22 protein-coding genes are annotated in these 19658 nt (G+C 62.4%); 12 read left to right on the top strand and 10 right to left on the bottom strand.

What is annotated here, in order from left to right; all coding sequences use genetic code 11:
- Positions 1 to 208: 208 nt before the first annotated feature.
- On the bottom strand, positions 209 to 1507 hold the full coding sequence (locus tag NTU39_RS06505) for an ATP-binding protein (RefSeq protein WP_150665233.1): 1299 nt from the start codon (positions 1505 to 1507) through the stop codon (positions 209 to 211).
- 25 nt (positions 1508 to 1532) lie between these two features.
- Positions 1533 to 2255, bottom strand: a complete 723-nt coding sequence (locus NTU39_RS06510) for a response regulator (RefSeq protein ID WP_373275364.1) — start codon at positions 2253 to 2255, stop codon at positions 1533 to 1535.
- A 276-nt stretch (positions 2256 to 2531) separates the two neighbouring features.
- On the opposite strand from NTU39_RS06510, the gene NTU39_RS06515 reads away from it, so the two are divergent.
- Together NTU39_RS06515 and NTU39_RS06520 are read left to right on the top strand one after the other, a co-directional pair.
- Positions 2532 to 3434 (top strand): MipA/OmpV family protein, encoded by a 903-nt coding sequence (locus tag NTU39_RS06515; protein ID WP_257959528.1) that lies wholly within the window; start codon positions 2532 to 2534, stop codon positions 3432 to 3434.
- A gap of 42 nt (positions 3435 to 3476) precedes the next feature.
- Positions 3477 to 4583 (top strand): SDR family oxidoreductase, encoded by a 1107-nt coding sequence (locus tag NTU39_RS06520; RefSeq protein WP_150665230.1) that lies wholly within the window; start codon positions 3477 to 3479, stop codon positions 4581 to 4583.
- A gap of 85 nt (positions 4584 to 4668) precedes the next feature.
- Here the strand turns inward: NTU39_RS06520 and NTU39_RS06525 are convergent, their stop codons facing one another.
- The 3 genes from NTU39_RS06525 to NTU39_RS06535 all read right to left on the bottom strand — a co-directional run bounded on the left by NTU39_RS06525 (position 4669) and on the right by NTU39_RS06535 (position 7445).
- The gene (locus NTU39_RS06525) at positions 4669 to 5577 is read right to left on the bottom strand and encodes a LysR family transcriptional regulator (protein WP_150665229.1); all 909 of its coding nucleotides are present in this window, start codon (positions 5575 to 5577) and stop codon (positions 4669 to 4671) included.
- Positions 5578 to 5672: 95 nt separating this feature from the next.
- On the bottom strand, positions 5673 to 6590 hold the full coding sequence (locus tag NTU39_RS06530; RefSeq protein WP_257959529.1) for a carbohydrate kinase family protein: 918 nt from the start codon (positions 6588 to 6590) through the stop codon (positions 5673 to 5675).
- A 63-nt stretch (positions 6591 to 6653) separates the two neighbouring features.
- Positions 6654 to 7445 (bottom strand): sulfite exporter TauE/SafE family protein, encoded by a 792-nt coding sequence (locus tag NTU39_RS06535; RefSeq protein WP_257959530.1) that lies wholly within the window; start codon positions 7443 to 7445, stop codon positions 6654 to 6656.
- 134 nt (positions 7446 to 7579) lie between these two features.
- Between NTU39_RS06535 and NTU39_RS06540 the strand changes: the two genes are divergently transcribed.
- Positions 7580 to 8482 (top strand): LysR substrate-binding domain-containing protein, encoded by a 903-nt coding sequence (locus tag NTU39_RS06540; protein WP_246184640.1) that lies wholly within the window; start codon positions 7580 to 7582, stop codon positions 8480 to 8482.
- 283 nt (positions 8483 to 8765) lie between these two features.
- Entirely contained in the window at positions 8766 to 10178 is a 1413-nt protein-coding gene (locus tag NTU39_RS06545; protein WP_150665226.1) for a methyl-accepting chemotaxis protein, read from the top strand.
- 97 nt (positions 10179 to 10275) lie between these two features.
- On the opposite strand, the gene NTU39_RS06550 is transcribed toward NTU39_RS06545, so the two are convergent.
- From NTU39_RS06550 to NTU39_RS06570, 5 genes are all read right to left on the bottom strand, one after another.
- Positions 10276 to 10587: a hypothetical protein gene (locus tag NTU39_RS06550; protein ID WP_246184639.1), complete on the bottom strand. Its 312-nt coding sequence runs from the start codon at positions 10585 to 10587 to the stop codon at positions 10276 to 10278.
- 496 nt (positions 10588 to 11083) lie between these two features.
- Entirely contained in the window at positions 11084 to 11650 is a 567-nt protein-coding gene (locus NTU39_RS06555; RefSeq protein ID WP_150665225.1) for a hypothetical protein, read from the bottom strand.
- A 173-nt stretch (positions 11651 to 11823) separates the two neighbouring features.
- Positions 11824 to 11961 carry an entericidin A/B family lipoprotein gene (locus tag NTU39_RS06560; RefSeq protein WP_039374867.1) on the bottom strand — a complete coding sequence of 46 codons (138 nt, stop codon included), beginning with the start codon at positions 11959 to 11961 and terminating at the stop codon, positions 11824 to 11826.
- 113 nt (positions 11962 to 12074) lie between these two features.
- On the bottom strand, positions 12075 to 12281 hold the full coding sequence (locus tag NTU39_RS06565) for a CsbD family protein (RefSeq protein WP_039400354.1): 207 nt from the start codon (positions 12279 to 12281) through the stop codon (positions 12075 to 12077).
- Positions 12282 to 12499: 218 nt separating this feature from the next.
- Positions 12500 to 14005 carry a sensor histidine kinase gene (locus NTU39_RS06570; RefSeq protein WP_174984840.1) on the bottom strand — a complete coding sequence of 502 codons (1506 nt, stop codon included), beginning with the start codon at positions 14003 to 14005 and terminating at the stop codon, positions 12500 to 12502.
- Positions 14006 to 14302: 297 nt separating this feature from the next.
- Between NTU39_RS06570 and NTU39_RS06575 the strand changes: the two genes are divergently transcribed.
- From NTU39_RS06575 to NTU39_RS06610, 8 genes are all read left to right on the top strand, one after another.
- A complete protein-coding gene (locus tag NTU39_RS06575) occupies positions 14303 to 14479 on the top strand; it encodes a DUF1328 family protein (protein WP_150577609.1) in 177 nt (58 codons plus the stop codon).
- Between the two features lie 119 nt (positions 14480 to 14598).
- Positions 14599 to 14760: a DUF1328 domain-containing protein gene (locus tag NTU39_RS06580; RefSeq protein ID WP_039374862.1), complete on the top strand. Its 162-nt coding sequence runs from the start codon at positions 14599 to 14601 to the stop codon at positions 14758 to 14760.
- A gap of 170 nt (positions 14761 to 14930) precedes the next feature.
- A complete protein-coding gene (locus tag NTU39_RS06585) occupies positions 14931 to 15488 on the top strand; it encodes a ferritin-like domain-containing protein (protein ID WP_150665322.1) in 558 nt (185 codons plus the stop codon).
- Positions 15489 to 15560: 72 nt separating this feature from the next.
- On the top strand, positions 15561 to 16202 hold the full coding sequence (locus NTU39_RS06590; protein WP_039400349.1) for a response regulator: 642 nt from the start codon (positions 15561 to 15563) through the stop codon (positions 16200 to 16202).
- A gap of 11 nt (positions 16203 to 16213) precedes the next feature.
- Positions 16214 to 16636, top strand: a complete 423-nt coding sequence (locus NTU39_RS06595; RefSeq protein ID WP_150665223.1) for a response regulator — start codon at positions 16214 to 16216, stop codon at positions 16634 to 16636.
- Between the two features lie 160 nt (positions 16637 to 16796).
- On the top strand, positions 16797 to 17831 hold the full coding sequence (locus NTU39_RS06600; RefSeq protein WP_150665222.1) for a methionine ABC transporter ATP-binding protein: 1035 nt from the start codon (positions 16797 to 16799) through the stop codon (positions 17829 to 17831).
- On the top strand, positions 17821 to 18474 hold the full coding sequence (locus NTU39_RS06605) for a methionine ABC transporter permease (protein ID WP_039400341.1): 654 nt from the start codon (positions 17821 to 17823) through the stop codon (positions 18472 to 18474). The genes NTU39_RS06600 and NTU39_RS06605 overlap by 11 nt, the downstream gene beginning before the upstream one ends.
- Before the next feature lie 61 nt (positions 18475 to 18535).
- Positions 18536 to 19348 (top strand): MetQ/NlpA family ABC transporter substrate-binding protein, encoded by an 813-nt coding sequence (locus tag NTU39_RS06610; RefSeq protein WP_046291043.1) that lies wholly within the window; start codon positions 18536 to 18538, stop codon positions 19346 to 19348.
- Positions 19349 to 19658 lie beyond the last annotated feature (310 nt).

A 19658-nucleotide genomic window follows, 5' to 3' on the forward strand; every position in this document is an offset into this window, starting at 1 on the left:
GAGCCGCCAATGTAAGCGGCCAACATGTCGCGAACATGACAATGTGTCGTCATCCGAAAGAGGGGGACTTGCTAGATACTCAACGGCGGAGGAGGGGGCCGGGCAGGCAGAGGGGATGTGGGAATTGCGTTATTTATTTGCAAAAACTCAAACGTTCACAGCGGTTTCTGCAAATAAACAACGCAGGCGACACGAAGATTGTGCGCTTTCAGGCGGGCGGTGCAGGCAACGTGATCGTGAAGCGGGCGCCGCCGAGTGGCGAGGTGTCGACGCGCACGCGCCCGCCGTGGAGTAGCGCGATGCGCCGCACGATGGCCAGGCCCAGGCCGAAGCCGCCCGTCGCGCGATTGCGGCTGCTGTCCAATCGGTGGAACGGCTCGAAGATGCGGGCACGCTCAGCGGGCGGGACACCCTCGCCGTCGTCGTCCACGTAAATCATCACCTCGCCGTTCTCGCACGCCCGCGCGCCGCAGACGATGCGTCGTGACGTGTGCCGCATCGCATTGTTGAGCAGGTTCTGTACCGCACGTGCCATCAGCTTGGGCTCCACCTCCACACGATCCGCGCCCGGCTCGGCCGCGATGTCCAGGGCAATCGAGCGCGTCGCCAATACCTCCGTGCAATTCGCCGCAAGACTGTCGAACATCAGGCGCAACGACACCGTCTGGCGCATCGGCGGCGCAGTGATCTGGTCGAGTCGGGCCAGCGAAAGCAACTCCGTCACCAGTTCGTCCAGCTCGCGGATGTCGCCCTTGAGGGCGTTGATCCGGTCGTCTGCGTCCGGTTCCTGACGCCGTTGCTGCAAGATCTCCAGCCCGAAATCCAGTCGCGCAATCGGCGTGCGCAATTCATGCGACACGGCATTGATCATGTCTTTCTGCGCTTTGATGGACCGCTCGATACGGTCGGCCATGGTGTTGAACACGCGCACCAGCGCGGTCAGATTCGAGAAGCGTGACACCTTGGCACGTGAGCTGAAATCGCCTTCGCCAAAGCGAATTGCCGCACGATTGAGCGATTTCAGATCCGTCCAGTACCAACGCACCCAGGTCAACACGGAGATCAGCATGAGTATGGCCACCACGGCATAGGCGAGGTAATTGATCTGTTTCATGCTCAGATCGGTACCGCTTTCCGACGTCAGAACCCACTGCGAATTGCGCAGGCGCATGGCGTAGTGCTCGCCGTCGGTGCCGTTCACGATCGGCAGCCCCGCTTCGAGATCCTGGCGAAGATACTCGCGTTCTACCGGGAAATCCTTGAGCGGCTGGAGGGTCAGGGTGTCCTGCGTCTTCGAGGCAAATTCTTTGACGAACTGCGGCCACTCGGATTCCGGGATATCACCGAGTTTCTCGTTGATCAGCCACGCATAACCGCCCAGTTGCTTTTGCGCGGAGCTGTTCATGGTGTCCAGAAACAGATGGCCGAACGTGTAGGTAATGATCAGAATCGACGCAACGATAGAAATACCGACCAGCGCGTACAGCTTCAATAGGACGCGAAACATGCCCTAACTCTCCCTTTATTTCCCTTCAACTTTCCCAGGCCGAGGGGCTGAACAGATAGCCCCGGCCCCAAACGGTCTTGATGCGCTGGGGTTCACCGTCAGTGTCTTCGAAGCGTTTGCGCAACCGGTAAATGCCCACATCCACCGTGCGATCGATGCCGTCGAATTCGATGCCGCGCAACTGCTGAAGGATCTCGTCGCGCGTGACCACTCGCCCCGCACCGCGCGCCAATATCAGGAGCAGGCTGAACTCATTGGACTTGAGCTCGACCGTTGCGCCGCGCCAGAACACCATGCGGTCGCGCGGCACGATGCGTAATTGCCCGAACGCGAGTCCGTCGTCGTTCTCGAGTTCCAGCTCGGTGCTGGGCACGACACGCCGTAACAGCGCTCGAAGCCGCGCCAGCAGCAAGCGAGGCTCGACCGGCTTGACGACGTAGTCGTCCGCCCCGACTTCCAGCCCCGCCACCTGATCGTAGGTGTCTTCGCGTGCAGTGAGAATCAGGATCGGCGTGGTACTCACGGCGCGCAACTGGCGGCAGATTTCCATGCCGTCCATTCCCGGCAGCATCAGATCGAGGATCACGATGTCCGGCGAAAACGCGCGAAACCGCTCCAGCGCGCGCGAGCCGTCGCCCACGACCATCACTTCAAAGCGGTAAGCGTGCAGATATTCGGTAACGAGCGCGGCAAGGCGTGCATCGTCTTCGACCAGCAAGACTCGATACATGGTCGTTATTCCTGTCAATTTTTCTGTGCCGCCCGGTTTTCCACGTCCGGCGTTCCGCGTCCGACGGCCGGCAGCACTCCCGTGAGGCGCATTTTACTGCCCTGGAGGCCCGCCAGGCGGGCGTTTCAAACCTTCGAACAAATGAAAACATTTGTTCACAACTCTCCTAAATCGGATAACAGCCACGCGAAGGCTTCTTGCCTACCATGCGTTCAACTTGCGATCCATCCGCAGATTGCAATGCCAAGTTCCAAGTTCCCACTACTGAAACTCATCGAATTTTGTAGGAGTGCCATGAAAAGCCGTCTCGCCAGCCCCCTCCGTCGCCTTCGCGCCCACCGAAGCCATTGCGGCAATCGCCATTTGCACCCTCTCATGGCAGTGGCGGCGGGCGTGCTGTTCGCGGGTGTCGCATCGCCCGCATTAGCTGTCGAGCCGACCCGATACAGCGGCATTCAGCCGGACCAGAGTCTGCCCACGAAGGCGGCGGACAGCGGCTACGAATTCACCCTTGGCGGTGGCGTCGGTGTCTCGCCGCGCTACATGGGCAGCGACGAATACCGTGCGACGCCCGCGTTGAACCTGGCGCTGCAAACGCCTATCGGCGTGTTCATCGGCCTGAGCGGCATCGGTTATCGCCTGTCGCTGCCCGCGGGCTTCTTCGTGTCCGCTGCACTGTCGTATGACGGCGGACGCAAGGACGACCCCAAAGGGCTCGACGCCGGTTCGAAGAAGCTGCGCGGCATGGGCAACATCAAGGGCTCGCTCTTCACCACGCTGCAAGCTGGCTACACGATCAGCGATCTGGCCGTCGTGAGTGTCGCGACCGACATTGCGCTGACCAACCGCGATCGCGGCAACATCTACCGCTTCTCGGTCGATAGCGTGATCTACAAGTCGGCGGCCGATTCCGTCGGCATCGGCGCTACCGCGCACTTCGCCAGCGGCAAGTACGCGCAAACCTATTTCGGTGTGACGGCCAACCAGAGCCTGAACTCCGGCTTCGGTCAGTACGCCCCCGGCGGCGGCCTGTACGGCGTGAGCCTGACGGCGAACTGGACGCACAAATTCACCAAGCACTGGAGCACGACGGTCGCGGGAGGCGTGATTCGCTACACCGGCAACGCGGCTAAGAGCCCCATCGTCTTCAACAAGACCAACTATCAGGCCGCGGCAACGCTCGACTACACGTTCTGATCGGGCGATCTGCGACGCATATCGTTCTGTGAGGCCATCGCCATGCGAATTCTCGTCACCGGCAGTACCGGTTTTGTGGGCGGCGCCGTTGTCGCCCAACTTCTGAAGGACGGCTTCGGTCCGTCGTTATTGCTGCTCGTGCGTGCGCGCACCAGCAGCGACGGTCTTGCCCGTGTACGCGCCGCAATGGACCGTTTTCGCGTGGCACCCGTGCATCGGCTGACGCTCACCGAAGCGAACATCGTTTGCGGCGATCTGGCGCAGCCGGTGACGTTCGACGACGACCCGCGCATGCGCAGCGTCACGCACGTGATTCACGCGGGGGCGATTGCGAGCTTCTCGGCACATCCGCAACTCGATACCGTCAACGTGACCGGGACGTTGGCGCTGGCGCGCGCAGTCGCGGCGTCGCCGGTGCTTGAGCGCTTCGTGCACGTCGGCACCGCCATGGCGTGCGGCGACGCGTTGTCCGGCGTAGTGAAGGAATCGCACGAGCTCGCGTTTGCCGACCATCAGGTGGTGGCCTACACGGCGTCGAAGGCGGAGGCCGAACGGCGTCTGCGCAGCGAGTGGCCGGGCCTGCCGCTGGTGATCGCGCGGCCGTCCATCGTGGTGGGGCATACGCGCCTCGGCTGCGAGCCATCGGGGAGCATTTTCTGGATGTTCCGGATGGTGCAGTTGCTGGGCGCATTCACGTGCGGGCTTGACGACCGTCTCGACGTCGTGCCGGTCGATTACTGCGCCGATGCGCTCATCGATCTCGCGTTCCTGCCCCGACTGCGTCACGACCTGTATCACGTGTCGGCGGGCGAGGGCAGTGCGCGCACGATTCGCGAAATCGAGGCGGCGCTGGCCAGAGCGCGCGGTGTGGCGCCCCTTGGCGAGCGCTTCCGCCACATCGGCGAAGCGGAGATCGACCGGCTGACGCCTGCGCTGGCGCGTCAGTTGGGACATGGCAATAGCCGTCTGATGGCGAAGGCGTTGCGTCGTTATGGCGCTTTTGCAGCGCTCGACTATGTGTTCGACAACCGTCGTCTGCTCGGCGAGGGCACGCCTCCGCCGCCTGCCGTGACTGACTATCTGGACGTGTGTGTGCGGTCATCGGAAGCGACGTCGGTCGCCGAGCAGATGGCCTGGGATTTCAAATAAGGTCGTAGGAGATCGGCCTGACGCGCCGATCCGGTTCGCGATGCGACGAGTGCCGTGCAGCGCACGATGGGGTCGTTGTCACGTGTCACCGCATCGGGGCCGGATCGGTGGCGTCCCCTGCAAAACATTGCGCGAGAAAGCGTTCGGTGGGACGCGACAACGCGTCGGCATGCGGCACGAGCGCGGTGAGCAGACGCTTGAGGCCGTGCGGCGGATCGATACGCACCGTGGCAAGCGCGGCGTCTTCATGCCGCATCGACATGGCCGACACGAAGCCCACGCCCATGCCCGCGCGCACGGCTTCCTTGATACTTTCCACCCCCGCAAGTTCGAGCGCCACGCGCGGCTCCAGTCCCGATACCGAGAAGGCGCGCGCCACCAGTGCTCGCACCCCGGAGCCGGGTTCGCGCATGATCAGCGGATAGGCGGCAATGCTTTGCAGCGACGCGCCCTCGGGATGCTGTGCGAGCGGATGATCGGCGCGCGCAATCGCCACGATCTCGTCGTCGCGCCAAGGACGTACCGCAATCTCCGGCGATAACCCCGGCGGCACCGCGCCCTCGATAAATGCGACGTCGAGCCGGTCGAGCTGCGCCACGATCTCGCTCGTGTTGCCGTCGATGATATGCAGCGCGACCGCCGGGTAGCGTTGATGGAATTCTGCGATGACGTATGGCAGCAGATAGCTCGCGGGCGTCGTACTTGCGCCAATGCGCAGCGCGCCCGTCTCCAGTCCCCGCAAGCTGTCGCGCAACGCCATCGCCTGACGGTAATCCTGACGCAGCTTGTTCGCGTAGACGGCCACCTGCTCGCCCACGGCGGTCAGACGGATACCGCGTCCGTCACGCCGGTATAACGGCTCGCCGAACGACTCCTGCAACAGCCGCAATTGGCCGGAAACGGCTGGCTGCGACAGGTGCAACGCCTGCGCCGCATGGCTGATGTTGCCGAGTTCGGCCACCGTCGCGAAGGTCAGCAATTGGTCGGGCGTCATATTGTCGAATGTATCGGCTGGGGTGATGATTGGCTCTCATCATAGCCAGTATTCGGATGATTGACTCGACGCTTGCGTTCGAATCGCGGTGGAAGTCAGGTTCGAGCGAGCGCTTCGACATCGTCCCAGCCGGACGCGTGCGCACCAGTGCGGGTGCAGGCCAGCGCGGCGGCAGCCGCAGCACGGCGCAAATGGACGGCGAGCGGCGCGTCCGGCACTCGGGACAGGCTGGCTAACCAGCCCCCGATAGCCGCGTCACCTGCGCCAACGGTGTCGGCCACTTCGACGTTGAACGCCGGTTGGACGAGGGCACTGCCGTCCGGCAGTAGCAAGCGCATGCCACGCGCCCCATCCGTCAACAGAATCTGGGCTTGCGGGGCGATGCGACGGATGTCGGCGAGGGCGTCGTCGTCGGTATATGTCGGGTAGAGGCCGCGCAAGTCTTCGACTGAGAGCTTGAGCCACGTAGAGAGTCTCGCCATGCGAGTGAACGTGGCGAAGTACGCTGGCCCCATCAGATTCCGAAGATTCGGATCGAAGCTGATCGCGACACCGGCATCGTACAACGTCTGCGCCATCGCGAGTAGCGTGCTCGCCAGCGGCTCCCGAACGAGACTGATGCAACCGAAATGCGCGATGCGTGCCGCATCCTGCCAGCCGACGGGCAAGGCCGCCGGATCGAATGCCAGATCGGCCGCGCCTTCACCGAAAAAGAAGTAGGCGGGCGGATCGTGCCGGTGCACGACAGCCACCAGCGGTGGCGCATCGACGGCCTGCCAGTAGCGCTCATCCAGCCCGGCTTCGCGGGAGAGCGCGAGCAATTCGGTGCCAAACGGAGCATGCGTGCTGATGGCGCCGCCGTAGCCAGTCGCCACGCCCATCGCCGCCGTCACCCGAGCGACGTTCCAGCACGCACCGCCCGCACGGCTGATCCATTGGCGGCCGTCGCTCTCCGGTTGACGGATCAGATCGGTGAGGGCTTCGCCAAAGACTAGCAGGGCGGGCAGAGACATGAGCGGAGCGTCGCGTAAGAATGGCCGTCAGCATACCTGCATACCCGCTTGTTGGCGCGATGTTTACCGGCTGCGTATCAGCAATGCGATGCCTGCGACCAGCACCACGAAATTCACCGCGCGCACGAACTGTTGCCGAGAGAGCCGCAACGTGATGTGCTTGCCGAGCCACATACCGACGATCATCGCGGGGACGAGCGAGACGGCCGTCACCAGCATCGACATGTTGGCGTAGACACCTGCCAGCAGGAACAGCACGGCGCGCGCGAGCGTGCTGAAGCCGATGAGCGTCGCCTGCGTTACGCGCATCGCCTCCACGCGCTCCAGACGACTCGTCAGATAGATGGCGAAGACGAAGCCCCCGCTGCCGAACATCGCCCCGAACATCCCCCCCACCGTCCCGAACGGAATCGCCCATGACTGTGACAGACGCGATTTCGCGCGCGGCCCGATCAGCGAAAACACCGCATATGCGCAGACGAACCACGCCAGCGCCTTAAGCAGCACCTCCGGTTGCAGCCGCAACAGCAGCGCCCCGCCCGCGAGGCTGCCGATCGCGATGGCGGGCAGCAGACGTCGCAACTCGCTCATGTCGGCGGCGCGGGCATTGCGCAGGACATTACCCGATGCCGCGCTGAAGTCGAGCAGGGCGAGCATCGGCACGATTTGCGCGACAGGCATCGCGTAAGCCAGGAGGGGGCTGGCGACGAGCGCCGTGCCGAAGCCCGCGATGCCGAAAATCACATAGGCGACGACGAGCGCTGCGCTCATCAGCAGCCAGTGGCCGGGTGTGGGAAGGGCCGCAGTCAGTGAGCCGAGTGAGTCGAGCGCAGAGGTGGTTAGCGTGGTGAGCATGGTGACGGCGTTGAGATTCGATGCGGAGCGTGCTGGCGTACAGGCCTGAGAGCACGCGGGTTTTCCGTCAGCATAGGGCCGCGTGCAGGCGTCGCGCCAATATAGAATGTGGCGATGTTCGATCTCGAAACGGCATGGTCATGGTGTCGCTGCGGCAGTTGCGTTATTTCCTGGAAGTGGTCGACGCGGGCGGATTCAGCGCGGCGGCGGAGCGTCTGTTCGTCGCGCAGTCGGCGTTGAGTCGCCAGATCTCCGAACTTGAAAAGGAGTTGCAGGCGGTGTTGCTCGAACGCTCGTCGAAAGGCGTGACGCTCACCCCCGCCGGGCGGACGTTCGTTACCGAAGCGCGACGCGTGCTGACCGAACTCGAAGGCTCCGTCGCGCTCACGCGCAGTGTGGCGCGCGGCGAGCAAGGCACCGTGCGGCTCGCGCATTCCAGTTCCGTGCCGTTCGCCGGGGGACTGCCGGTAGCGTTGCGTGCCCATTTGCAGGCGAACCCGGGCGTCACCGTCGATGTCTCGACGCTGTCGTCCGAACAACAACAGGACGAGGTCGAAGCCGGGCGCATCGACCTGGGGTTGGTGCGATTGCCCGTGCTGCGCCCCGCGCCGTCGCTCGTTTGCGAGACGATTGCGCGTGAGCGCTTGTTGCTACTGGTGGCCAGCGATCATGCGCTGGCAGATGTGGCATCAGTGAGCGTGGCGGCGCTCGCTGGCGAGCCGTTCGTGTCGCTGCCGCATCGCGAGCGCGGTGGACTGAGCTACCGGGTCGCGCAACTGTGTCAGCAACACGGTTTCTTTCCGGCGGCGGCTCCGGCAACTTCGCGCAAGGCGACCCTCGTCAATCTGGTCGCCGCCGGTTTCGGTGTGGCGATCGTGCCCGAGAGCCTGGCGGCGCTCGCCGGGCCGGATGTGCGCCGGGTTGCGCTCGACGACGCGAATGCCGACAGCGAAGTCGCGTTGCTGCGCCGCCGCGACGCGGGCGGGTTGGTCGTGGCACTGGCCGATGCGTTAGCAGGGGCATTGAAAGGGCCTTGAGAGGTCCTTGAAGGGGGCGTCGTGCCCGGCAGTAAGTCCCGCGTAAGCCTTGCGTGAGAGGGTGCCCCTATAAACGTCGAAAAATAGAGAAAACGGGGACGAATCACGCGAAGAAACCCTCAAGTCCGCCGTTTTTTCTCCCGTTATACTTTTCGACACCGGGTAAAAAAGATACCCATACGTGTGGCGCAGACGTCTATCCGGCGTTTTACGTTTTTGGCAGTTCCGGCGACCGTCTCGCCCTCGTCATAACAAGCAGATCAGAGATGCGAGGAGACTGACGATGGGGCTATTCACGCGCTCAAGGGGAGCGGGGCAGACCGTCAACATCATGAACGAGGTGGCGGACAACGCGGGCACCCTCGGTGTGGAGTTGTGCGATATCGCGGGCAACGTCGACGAAATCGCCGTTCGCATCAAGCGTCAGGCCGAAGTGTTTCAGGAGCTTCGCCGCGCCGCGACCGATACCAGCGAAGGGAATCAGCGGATTGCCGAGGCGGCGCGCGAAGCCCGCGACGTGGCCGATCGTGCCAGTGCGGAAATTTCGGCGTCGCGCAGTACGGCCGATGCGTCGCTCGCGTCGATTCACGGACTTGTCGAAGGCGTTTCCGGCATGGCGGACGAAATCTCCGGCCTGCGCGAAGCGCTCGATCACGTCGGCAAGGTTGCCGAAGGCATCTCCGTCATCGCGCGTCAGACCAATCTGCTCGCTCTGAATGCCGCCATCGAAGCCGCACGGGCCGGGGCGGCGGGACGCAGCTTCGCCGTGGTGGCAACCGAGGTCAAGCTGCTCGCGAGCAAGACGGCCGAGGCCACGCAGCAGATCGAACACACGCTGGCGGCGCTCAGCGAGCGCACCGAGCGTCTCATGCGTGAGAGCAACGCCAACGTCGCGCGCGCTAACGACGCGCGCGAAGGCACTCGCGCCATCGCCAGCGTCATCGAGACAGCCGGTACGGCGCTCGATACGTTCGACCGTCAGGCCGGACAGATCGCACAGGCGAGTGAATCCATCGAAAACGAATGCAACACGCTCGCCGCACACGTCGACGAAATGGCCGATGGCGTGACGCATTCCGCCGATCATGTCGAGAGTGCGCGCGAGCGGATCAACGGTTTGCTGTCGGTGTCGGAGCATCTGATCGGTCTGATTGCCGAGGCGGATGTCGAGACGGAGGACACGCCGTTCATTCGGGCCGTGCGTCGCGCGGCCAGACAGGTCGGCGAAAGCTTCGAAGCGGCGCTCGCGAAGGGCAAGATCAGCGAGCAGGAGTTGTTCGATCGTCGCTACGAACCGATTCCGGGCTCGAACCCACAGCAGTTGATGGCGCGCTTTACACGCTTTACGGACGAGACGTTGCCTGCGATTCAGGAACCGTTGCTCGGCATGAACGAGCGCATCACGTTCTGTGCGGCGGTCGATGAAAACGGCTATCTGCCGACGCACAATCGCAAGTTCTCGCAAGCGCCGACGAACGATCCCGTGTGGAACGCCGCGCACTGTCGCAATCGACGTCTGTTTAACGACCGGACGGGGGCGGCGGCCGGGCGCAACACCAAGCCGCTGTTGCTGCAAACGTATCGGCGAGATATGGGCGGCGGGGAGTTCGTGGTGATGAAAGATGCGTCCGCTCCGATCTATGTGAACGGACGTCACTGGGGCGGCTTCCGGATTGCATACCGGGTGGCGCGCTGAGCTCCGCCGGAGACTTTCCTCTTTCATAAGCAAAACGCGCCGCCGACTTCTCAGTCGGCAGCGCGTTTTGTTTCAGCGAAGCCGGTCCGGCCGTCGATCAATAGCCGTACCAGCGGCCATGACGCCAGTAACCGCGCCCGTGGCCGTAGCCATACCCGTAGGGGCGACCGTAATACGCTGGCGGCGGGCCATAGTAGACCGGGGCCGGGGCGACATAGACTGGCGGCGGCGCGACGTAGACCGGCGGAGGCGGCGCAACGTAGACCGGTGCCGGTGCATAAACCGGAGCCGGTGCGATCAGCGGTACACCAATACCGATTCCGACCGAAACGTGTGCCTGCGCCGTCCCGATCGCACCCGCGGCGAGCGCGACCCCGGCGATGGCAAGGGCGGCAAACTTGGTTTTCATGACATTTCTCCTGCGGACTTGGCAGCGTACTGATGACGGCACCCGAACGGCACCATGCCGTTCGACGCGCCCGGTGCCCGCCGGCACCCTGGTTCGTCAGATTCCTTGGCTTTACTTTACTGAAGTTCCGAAACGCGGGCGTAACGCAATTGTTGCAAAGTATGCGAAGCCATCCGGTGTGGGGAACGTTCGGGCGTAGAAAAGCGGCCGCCAAACGTGAAATTAAGGCCTCTATTCTATTCAGAATCAACGCTTTGCGCTCGTTTCGGTTGACATCGCCCCCCAAGTCCCGGGGTGGCCCGCCGCCTGCGGCGCGCGACACTTGTTACATTCATTTACATGGTGTGCCCGGCCTGTGGCGCAAAAACACCGGGCGAATGCCGCTTGCGCAACATTCGCCCGGTGCCGACGTCCGGCGCTCACCCGTGGTGACGGTCCGTGACGCCTCCTCCTCCCTGCTAAACCTGCTGTCGTTCTAGTCGATGATCACTTGTGCTTACTGGTGGTAGCGCGACTTGGCGTCGGCCACACAGCTGTCCTTGCTATTGCCCGCGAGGCTGTCGCAGCGCTCCATCGCGGCCTTGTATTGGGCCTTGTTGGCATCGGCGTTGGCATCCTGACGTGCCGCCATGGTGTCCTTGGACGATTCGCGGCTCGTACGCATGACCTTGGCGTCGCCGTAGGCCTTCGTCTTGGCGGCGTCAGCATCCTTCACACAGACGTCCTTGTCGTTGCCCTTCTTGTCGTCGCAACGCAGTTTGGCAACGCTGTAATCGGCGTCTGCCTTGGCGACGGCGGCATCGTAGCGGGCCTTCGGCGTTTGCTTGTAGTCAGCTTCCGCGTTGGCCTTGGCGATCTTCTCCTTGCCCTTCGCGTCTTCCACACAAATCTTCTTCGCGTTGTCCTTCATGTCGTCGCAACGCGCAGCGGATGCCTTGTAGTCGGCTTCGGCCGATTTCTGCGCAGCGTCGTAACGGTCCTTGGCCGCAGCATCGGCGGCGCTGGCCGCCGATGTGCCGAGCATGCCTGCCGCCGCGATGCAGGCGCAGGTCAGGACGTTCATAGCGATTCGATGTGACATCTCAAAGTCCTCCTAGTCTGGGGATTGGGCAAGCATGGAGGCGACGCCCGGACGGCATGGGGAATGAGCTATGCGCCGTGCGTCGCGTATTCGGGGGGATGTCGATGCTCTCGGGTACTGCGCGCCGGTGTGGTTAGACGCCGGTCGATACCGCGTTACTTGTTGCGGTCGGCTGCGCCCTGAATGGCTTCGCCGCCCTTTTCAACGTCCTTGCCTGCGCCGTGGATGGTGTTGCAACCGGCCAGGCCGAGTGCGAAGCCCGAAAGCAGTGCGATGGCGATCAATCGTTTCATTTTGATTTCTCCTTGGAGAGATGATGTCGTCCGAAGCGCATAGGACGCGCGAGCGGGGAGGGAAGGGCCACGCCAGCCTCCCGGCTGACATGGCTCACGCGAGCGACGCTGGCTTACCAGAGCTTGTGCTGGTTGTTCCAGGTGTCGACTTCCTTCTCGGCGTCGGCCTTGGCCTTGCCGTAACGTTCCTGGATAACACCGACGAACTTGTCGCGATTGCCTTCAATCTTCAGCAGATCGTCGTCGGTCAGATTGCCCCACTGCTTCTTCGCTTCGCCCTTGAGCTGGTTCCACTTGCCCTTGATCAGATCCGAGTTCATAAACAACTCCTCAGTGTTGGGTTAGTTCAGGTGCTTCTGCGGGGAGTCCGCGATTCCGTCATTTAGCGCACATCGGACGCCTATAGCGCGGCGTGCGCACGGAGACCACAATCCGCGCCTCTCACGGCGTCGGCAGGTGATTCCATGGTAGGGACTGCGAAGTGTTTGTGCTGTCAGCCGCGACGTCAACGCGGTGTAGGCGGAGTCGGGTTGCGCTGTCAGTGCATTCCGACCGGGGGGCGGGGAGGCTGCGAGGTGTCTGACGTGGCGGTGGTGTCGATGCCGTCGCGCGAAGGTGTCGCGTTCGACGATGCGATGGTCTTGCCGTCGGACGATGCCTCGCCCGATTGTGCGGAGACGGTGCTTTCGGTGACCTCGGTCGCGATATCCATCGCATCGGCCGGATTGCACAAGGGCAATACCACCTGAATCTCAGTGCCCAGACGCTGCGGCAGCGAGTGAATGTCGATGCGTCCACCCTTGGCCGAGACGCGCTGACGCATGCCGAACAGGCCGTGTGTCTTGGGCTTGTTGAACTGATCTTGCGTAAGGCCGATGCCGTTGTCGATCACTTCGAGGCGCACGCGTTGGTCGTCGCAGGCGAGGGCGATGCGCACAGTCGTGGCGCGCGCGTACTTGCCTGCGTTTGTCAGCGCTTCCTGCGCCACGCGGAACAGCACGATGGCGGTCGACTCGGGCAATGCGAAGTCTTCCTCGGGCAGATCGAGATCGAGCTGCCAGTGTTGCTGGTCAGCGGTTTCTTCCGCGAGCGAGCGCAGCGCGGTGACGAGGCCGAAGTTGATCAGCACGGTCGGGCGCAGATTCTCGATGATGCGGCGCTTGGTCTGAATGCCCGAATCGAGATTGCGTTGCGCGCGTGCGAGTTTTTCGGAAATCACCGGCTCGACGTTGCGCAGCTTGTGATGTGCCCACGTAACATCCATCTTGCACGCCGTAAGAATTGCGCCGAGTTCGTCGTGCAATTCACGCGACAGACGCGTCTTCTCGTCTTCACTCACGTTCTGCAAGTGGGTGGCCAGTTCGTCGAGCTGTTCGGTGCGCTCACGCACGAGCCTGTCGAGGTGGGCCTGCTGCTCGTGCAGCTGGTCGCGGGCGAGTTGTTCCTGACGCATCTGCTTGCCGAGCGAGCGGAACAACAAGATGAAGAGCAGAATCGTCAGCACCGACAGTGCGCCGGCGCTGACCGCCGAGATCGCCTGATCGAAGCGGCCGTCGTCCTGCGCCGTGCGGGCGCGGGCCAGCTCGCGGTTATAGAGGTCGGTAATGCCGGTCTGCACCGGTTCCATCGTCCCGATGCCGAGATTGGCCGGTGACAACGCTTCTTCAAGCGTCATTTCGCCCTGTGTCACGGCGGATCGCGCCGTGTCCATCGCCGTGATGCGCTGCGAGAACAAGGTCATGACGCGCGCGAATTCGCGTGTGGCCTGATCGTCACCCACATCCTTGTAGTGCTGGATGACGAGCGCGGAGAGATCGCGAATGCGTCGCACGGCCGACAGATACGGATCCAGATAGCTCGGATCGTTCGTGAGCAGATAACCACGCTGGCTCGCGACCACCGTCGAGGTGCGCGCAATGATCTCGTTGAGCTCGTTGGCGGCGGTCATGTTTTGCAGCGCCGCTTCGTAGGTGGAGGCGAGACGGCGGTGCGCCGACTCCAGTCCGATCAGACTCCCGACCGTGATGACGATCGCAGCGATCATGGCGATGATCCAGCTTCGGCGACGCAACCAGGACGTAAATCGGGGCATTGGGCGGGGTTTGAATGACCGTTGATAGCGGGGAGTGCCTTGATCATACGGCGAAAATCGCACCTTCCGGGCAATTGTCAGCAAATTCCTACGCAAAAACCAGCGCCGCGCGGGCAGTCCCGCGAGCGGCGTTTTTCTACTATTCATTCAGCGCCCTCGGGTTGGTGTGCTGCCCGACAAGGCAGGCGCCAGCCGCAGGGAGCCAGAGAAAGTCTCCGGGAAATGACACATTGAACCAAGGAGAACGCCATGCTGAAGTGGGCTTTGTTATTCGCGCTGGTATCGATCGTGGCAGGCCTGTTGGGCTTTACCGGGATCGCCGCCGGTGCCGCCGGGATTGCGAAGATTCTGTTCGTTCTGTTCCTGGTGCTGTTCGTGGTTTTCTTGCTGCTTGGCCTGACCGTCGCCAAGAAAATCGTCGACTAGAAGCGCGCTGCGGTGCGGTCGTATTTTGCGCCGCAGCATAGCCATGTGGCTCGCGGCAAGCGGTTCGCGCAGCGCTTGCCACATGGGCTAACGGGCCATCGACATTCAAGGAGGTTGCGATGCTTCACTATGCCGTTGTTTTCTTCGTGATCGCATTGATCGCCGCGGTTTTCGGTTTCACGGGAATCGCCGCCGGTGCGGCTGAAATCGCGAAGATTCTGTTCTTCATTTTCCTGGTGATCTTCCTGGTCACGCTGCTCTTCGGGGTGGTCCGACGATAGATACCGTCAAGGAACGCAGGGCGGCCTGAGCCGCCCTTCGCCATATCTGGCGTCAGTTATGGCATTAACGTTCCCTCGACCCCGGCAAACTCGCCAAACCGCTACAGGAGGATTCGCAGATGCACACCGCCAAGCAAGCTAAACAGCACGCCAAGCAGGCTAAGCACGCGATGACCGGTAATGGTCATAGCCAGCACGCGGGAGAGGATTTCGAAATCGACGTTCGCGCCCTGCGCGAGCGTGCCCGTGAGCACCTCGACGAAGGTGCCGTCACGGAGGACTATCGGGCCGATCGCGACGCGGTCGTCCACATGCTTAACGATGCACTCGCCACCGAACTGGTCTGCGTGCTGCGCTACAAGCGCCATCATTTCATGGCCACGGGGATTCATGCCGAGCCGGTGGCCGCCGAATTCGCCGAACACGCCACACAGGAGCAGGATCACGCGGATCGCATCGCGGCGCGTATCGTGCAACTGGGCGGTGAGCCGGATTTCTCGCCGGACAGCCTTTCCTCGCGCAGCCACGCCGAGTACGTCACATGTAAGACCCTGCGCGACATGATTCGCGAAAACCTCGTCGCCGAGCGTATTGCGATTGAGAGTTACCGCGAGATGATTCATTATTTGGGCGACCGGGATACCACAACCCGTCGTTTGCTCGAAGAAATCCTCGCCGTTGAGGAAGAGCATGCCGACGATATGCGGGATCTACTCGACCGGGAGTGATGGCCATGGCGCGCGCACCGAATTCACTCAAGTGCGGCCAGGAGGCCGACGGGGACAGTCTCTGGAGCTTAGATGTCACTCACAATAAAAATCCTCATTGCCGACGACCACGCGATCGTTCGTACCGGCTTCAAGCAATTCATTGCCGACGAGTCGGACATGGAGGTGCTGGGCGAGGCCGCGAGCGGGGACGAGGTGATTCGTGCCGTGCGCGAAACCGAATTCGATGTCGTGCTGTTGGATATCGCCATGCCTGACAAGAACGGCATCGACACCCTGCGCGTGATCAAGCAATTGCGACCCGAGCAGGGTGTGCTGTTCCTGTCCACGTATCCCGAAGCGCAATATGCAGTCAATCTGCTGCGCGCCGGTGCCGACGGCTATCTGATGAAGGATGCCGCGCCCGAGGAGATCATTCGGGCGATCCGGACGGTAGCGCGTGGTCATCGCTATGTGAGCGAAGTGACGGCGGATCTGCTGGCGCAAAAGCTCGACAAGCCGGTCGACGAACCCATGCACGAACAGCTCTCGGAGCGCGAATTCCAGGTGTTCTGCAAGCTGGCACAGGGACGCACGCCGACCGAGATCGCCGACGAATTGCATCTGTCGGTGAAGACCGTCAGCACTTATCGCGCACGTGTGCTGGAAAAGATGCATTTGAAAACCAATGCCGACCTGACGCTTTATGCGCTCAAGAACGGCCTGATCAGTTGAGAGAGGCTTTCATGTCAACTGGGAACGCAGCAACGCTTACAGGGACGCGAGCGCCCCTCAAGGTGCTGCTGATCGAAGATTCGGCGGTGATACGCGAGAGTCTGTCCGAAGCGCTCGGATCGAGCGGGATGCTGGAAGTGACAGGCGTGGCGGAGACGGCCGACGACGCGGTCCGTACCCTTGAAAACGATTCCTTCGACGCGGTCATCGTCGATATCCAGTTGCGGCGCGGCTCCGGCATGGACGTGCTGTCGTACCTGCACAGCAGAGGCATGCTAGAAAAGTTGATGGCGATCGTGCTGACCAACTATGCGCTCGCGACCTACCGCAAGCGCTGTCAGCAACTGGGCGTGCGGCACTTTTTCGACAAGTCGCTGGAGTTCGACGAAGTCATCAGAGTGCTCGACGATTTTGCCAACGAGCGGCGGGCCTGAGGCCTGCCCTCTCTATCTGCGAAATTCAGTATAAAGAGATCAAATTTTATTATTTTCAACTATTTAGGCGCATGGGCTAGAATATTGCCTTTGCGCTAAATAGAGTCTTGGCGGCGGCACTGTTCGGGAAGTTTCGGCAGTGGGGCTGCTATTTTTTTGCATGATCGAACTCCAGAACATTACCCAGCGCTTCGCTGGACCCAAGGGGCCGATCGACGCGCTTTCCAATATCAGCCTGTCGATCGAGCGCGGCGAAGTTTTCGGCATCATCGGCCGAAGCGGCGCCGGTAAGAGCACGCTCGTGCGTGTCATCAATCTGCTTAACCGTCCCAGCGACGGCTCGGTGCGGGTCGACGGTCAGGATCTGACCTCGCTGTCGTCCGACGAACTGCGTCAGGCGCGCCGTCGCATCGGCATGATCTTCCAGCACTTCAACCTGCTCAGCTCGCGCACCGTCTACCAGAACGTGGCGCTGCCGCTGGAACTCGCGGGCATGTCGGCCGCAGACATTCGCGCGAAGGTGCTGCCGCTGCTCGAACTCGTGGGCCTCACCGCGCAGAAGGATCGTTATCCGTCGCAGATTTCCGGCGGTCAGAAGCAGCGCGTGGGCATCGCCCGTGCGCTCGCGAGCGAGCCGCAAGTGCTGCTCTCGGACGAAGCCACCTCGGCGCTCGACCCCGAAACGACCCGCTCGATTCTCGAACTGCTCAAGCGCATCAACCGTGAACTCGGTCTGACGGTGGTGCTCATCACGCACCAGATGGAAGTGATCAAGCAGGTCTGCGACCGTGTGGCCGTGCTCGATGCTGGCCGCGTGGTCGAGCAGGGCGCCGTGATCGACGTGTTCCTGCGTCCGCGCCACGAAGTCACCCGTGCGCTGATCGGCGACGTGATTGCGCAGGAACTGCCCGAAGGCGTGCGCCAGCGTGTGGCGTCGCGCATCGGCAATGGCCACGACCATCTGTATCGTCTGGCCTTCTCCGGGGCGGGCGTGGACCAGCCGCTACTCTCCGAGGCCATTCGCCGCTACGAACTCGATTTCAACATCCTGCATGGCCAGATCGACGAGATCCAGGGGCAGGCGTTCGGATCGCTCGCCGTGATGGCGGGCGGCACCCCGGCCCGCGTGGCCGAAGCCATGGCGTTCCTCGCCAGTCAAGGCGTTGTCGTTGAGGAGCTGAGCCATGTGGAGTGAAATGTTCGATCTGTTCGTCTCGTCGTTCTGGGAGACGCTGATCATGGTCGGCATCTCCGGCCTCATCGGCGCGGTCGTGGGCGTGCCGCTGGGCGTGCTGCTGTACCTGACGGACCGCAACGGCGTGTTGCAGAACTTGCCGACCAACCGGATCGTCGGCATTCTCGTCAACGCTGTGCGCTCGACGCCGTTCATCATTCTGCTCGTCGCGGTGATTCCGTTCACGCGACTGATCGTCGGCTCGTCCATCGGTACGATGGCCGCCGTGGTCCCGCTCACCATCGCTGCTGCGCCGTTCGTGGCGCGTCTGGTGGAAACCGCGCTGCGTGAAGTGGACCGTGGCCTGATCGAGGCTGCCCAGTCGATGGGCGCGACGACCGGTCAGATCGTCATGAAGGTGCTGCTGCCCGAGGCGTTGCCCGGCATCGTCGCCGGTCTGACGATCACGTTCGTGAGCCTGGTCGGTTACTCGGCCATGGCCGGTGCGATTGGCGGCGGCGGCCTGGGCGACCTCGGCATCCGTTACGGCTATCAGCGCTTCCTGCCGGAAGTCATGATCACCGTGGTGCTGATCCTGATCGTTTTCGTGCAATTGGTGCAGACGTTCGGCGACTGGCTGGTGCGGCGTCTGAGCCACAAGTAAATCCCACATAACAACGGTTGCCGGTCGAACCGGCACTTCACTCACACACGCGAGGTTTTTCATGCAACGTCGTACGATTTTCAAGCTGCTGGCCGGTGTTGGCGCCGCCACGGTTTTCGCCACGCAATTTGCAGCACCTGCAGTTGCCGCTGACGCCATCAACCTGAAGGTCGGCGTGACGGGCGGCCCGCACGCCCAGATCTTCGACGAAGTGAAGAAGGTCGCAGCCAAGGACGGCCTTAACCTCAAGGTCATCGAGTTCAGCGATTACGTGCAGCCGAACGCCGCTCTGTCGTCGGGCGATCTGGACGTGAACAGCTACCAGCACCAGCCGTACCTCGACGCGCAAGTGAAGGACCGTGGCTACAAGCTCGAATCGATCGCCAAGACGGTGATCTTCCCGATGGGCATCTACTCGAAGAAGATCAAGTCGCTGGCCGATCTGAAGACGGGCGACAAGGTTTCGCTGCCGAACGATCCGACCAACGGCGGCCGTGCGCTGCTGTTGCTGCAAAAGCAGGGCCTGATCAAGCTGCGCGCCGACGCCGGTCTGAAGGCAACGCCGATCGACGTGGCTGAAAACCCGAAGAAGCTGAAGTTCGTGGAACTGGATGCCGCCCAACTGCCGCGCTCGCTCGACGACGTGGCCGTGGCCGTCATCAATACCAACTTCGCGATGGAAGCCGGTCTGAACCCGAAGAAGGATTCGATCGCCATCGAAGACGCGAACGGTCCGTACGCCAACGTGCTGGTCATCCGTTCGGCCGACAAGAACAAGCCGTGGGTCGCCAAGCTGATCAAGGCTTACCACTCGCCGGAAGTGAAGGCGTTCATCGAGCAGAAGTTCGGTGGCTCGGTCGTGACGGCCTGGTAAGTTTCGGGATGGCTCGACGGCGCACCGCTCGGATGCGCCTGACGAAAGACGGCAACGCTTCGCGGCGTTGCCGTTTTTTTTTCGTCCTTGTGCGACGCGAATCTCTCCATCAGGCTACGGATTCCCGCGTAGCGGGAGACGGGGGCGGGCGCTGCGACGACATTTGTTGCAATTCCGATGCTGTCACGGTTTTGTCAAATAACGGCGATAGCCTGAGTGCCGAGTAAAAGAGGGTGCCCACGGGCACCGTCACAAGACGCGGATATGGGCCAAAGAGCAGCGACCGCACGTGAAACACGGGGAACGGGTG

The organism is Pandoraea commovens (assembly GCF_024704525.1).
Classification (GTDB): Bacteria; Pseudomonadota; Gammaproteobacteria; order Burkholderiales; family Burkholderiaceae; genus Pandoraea; species Pandoraea commovens.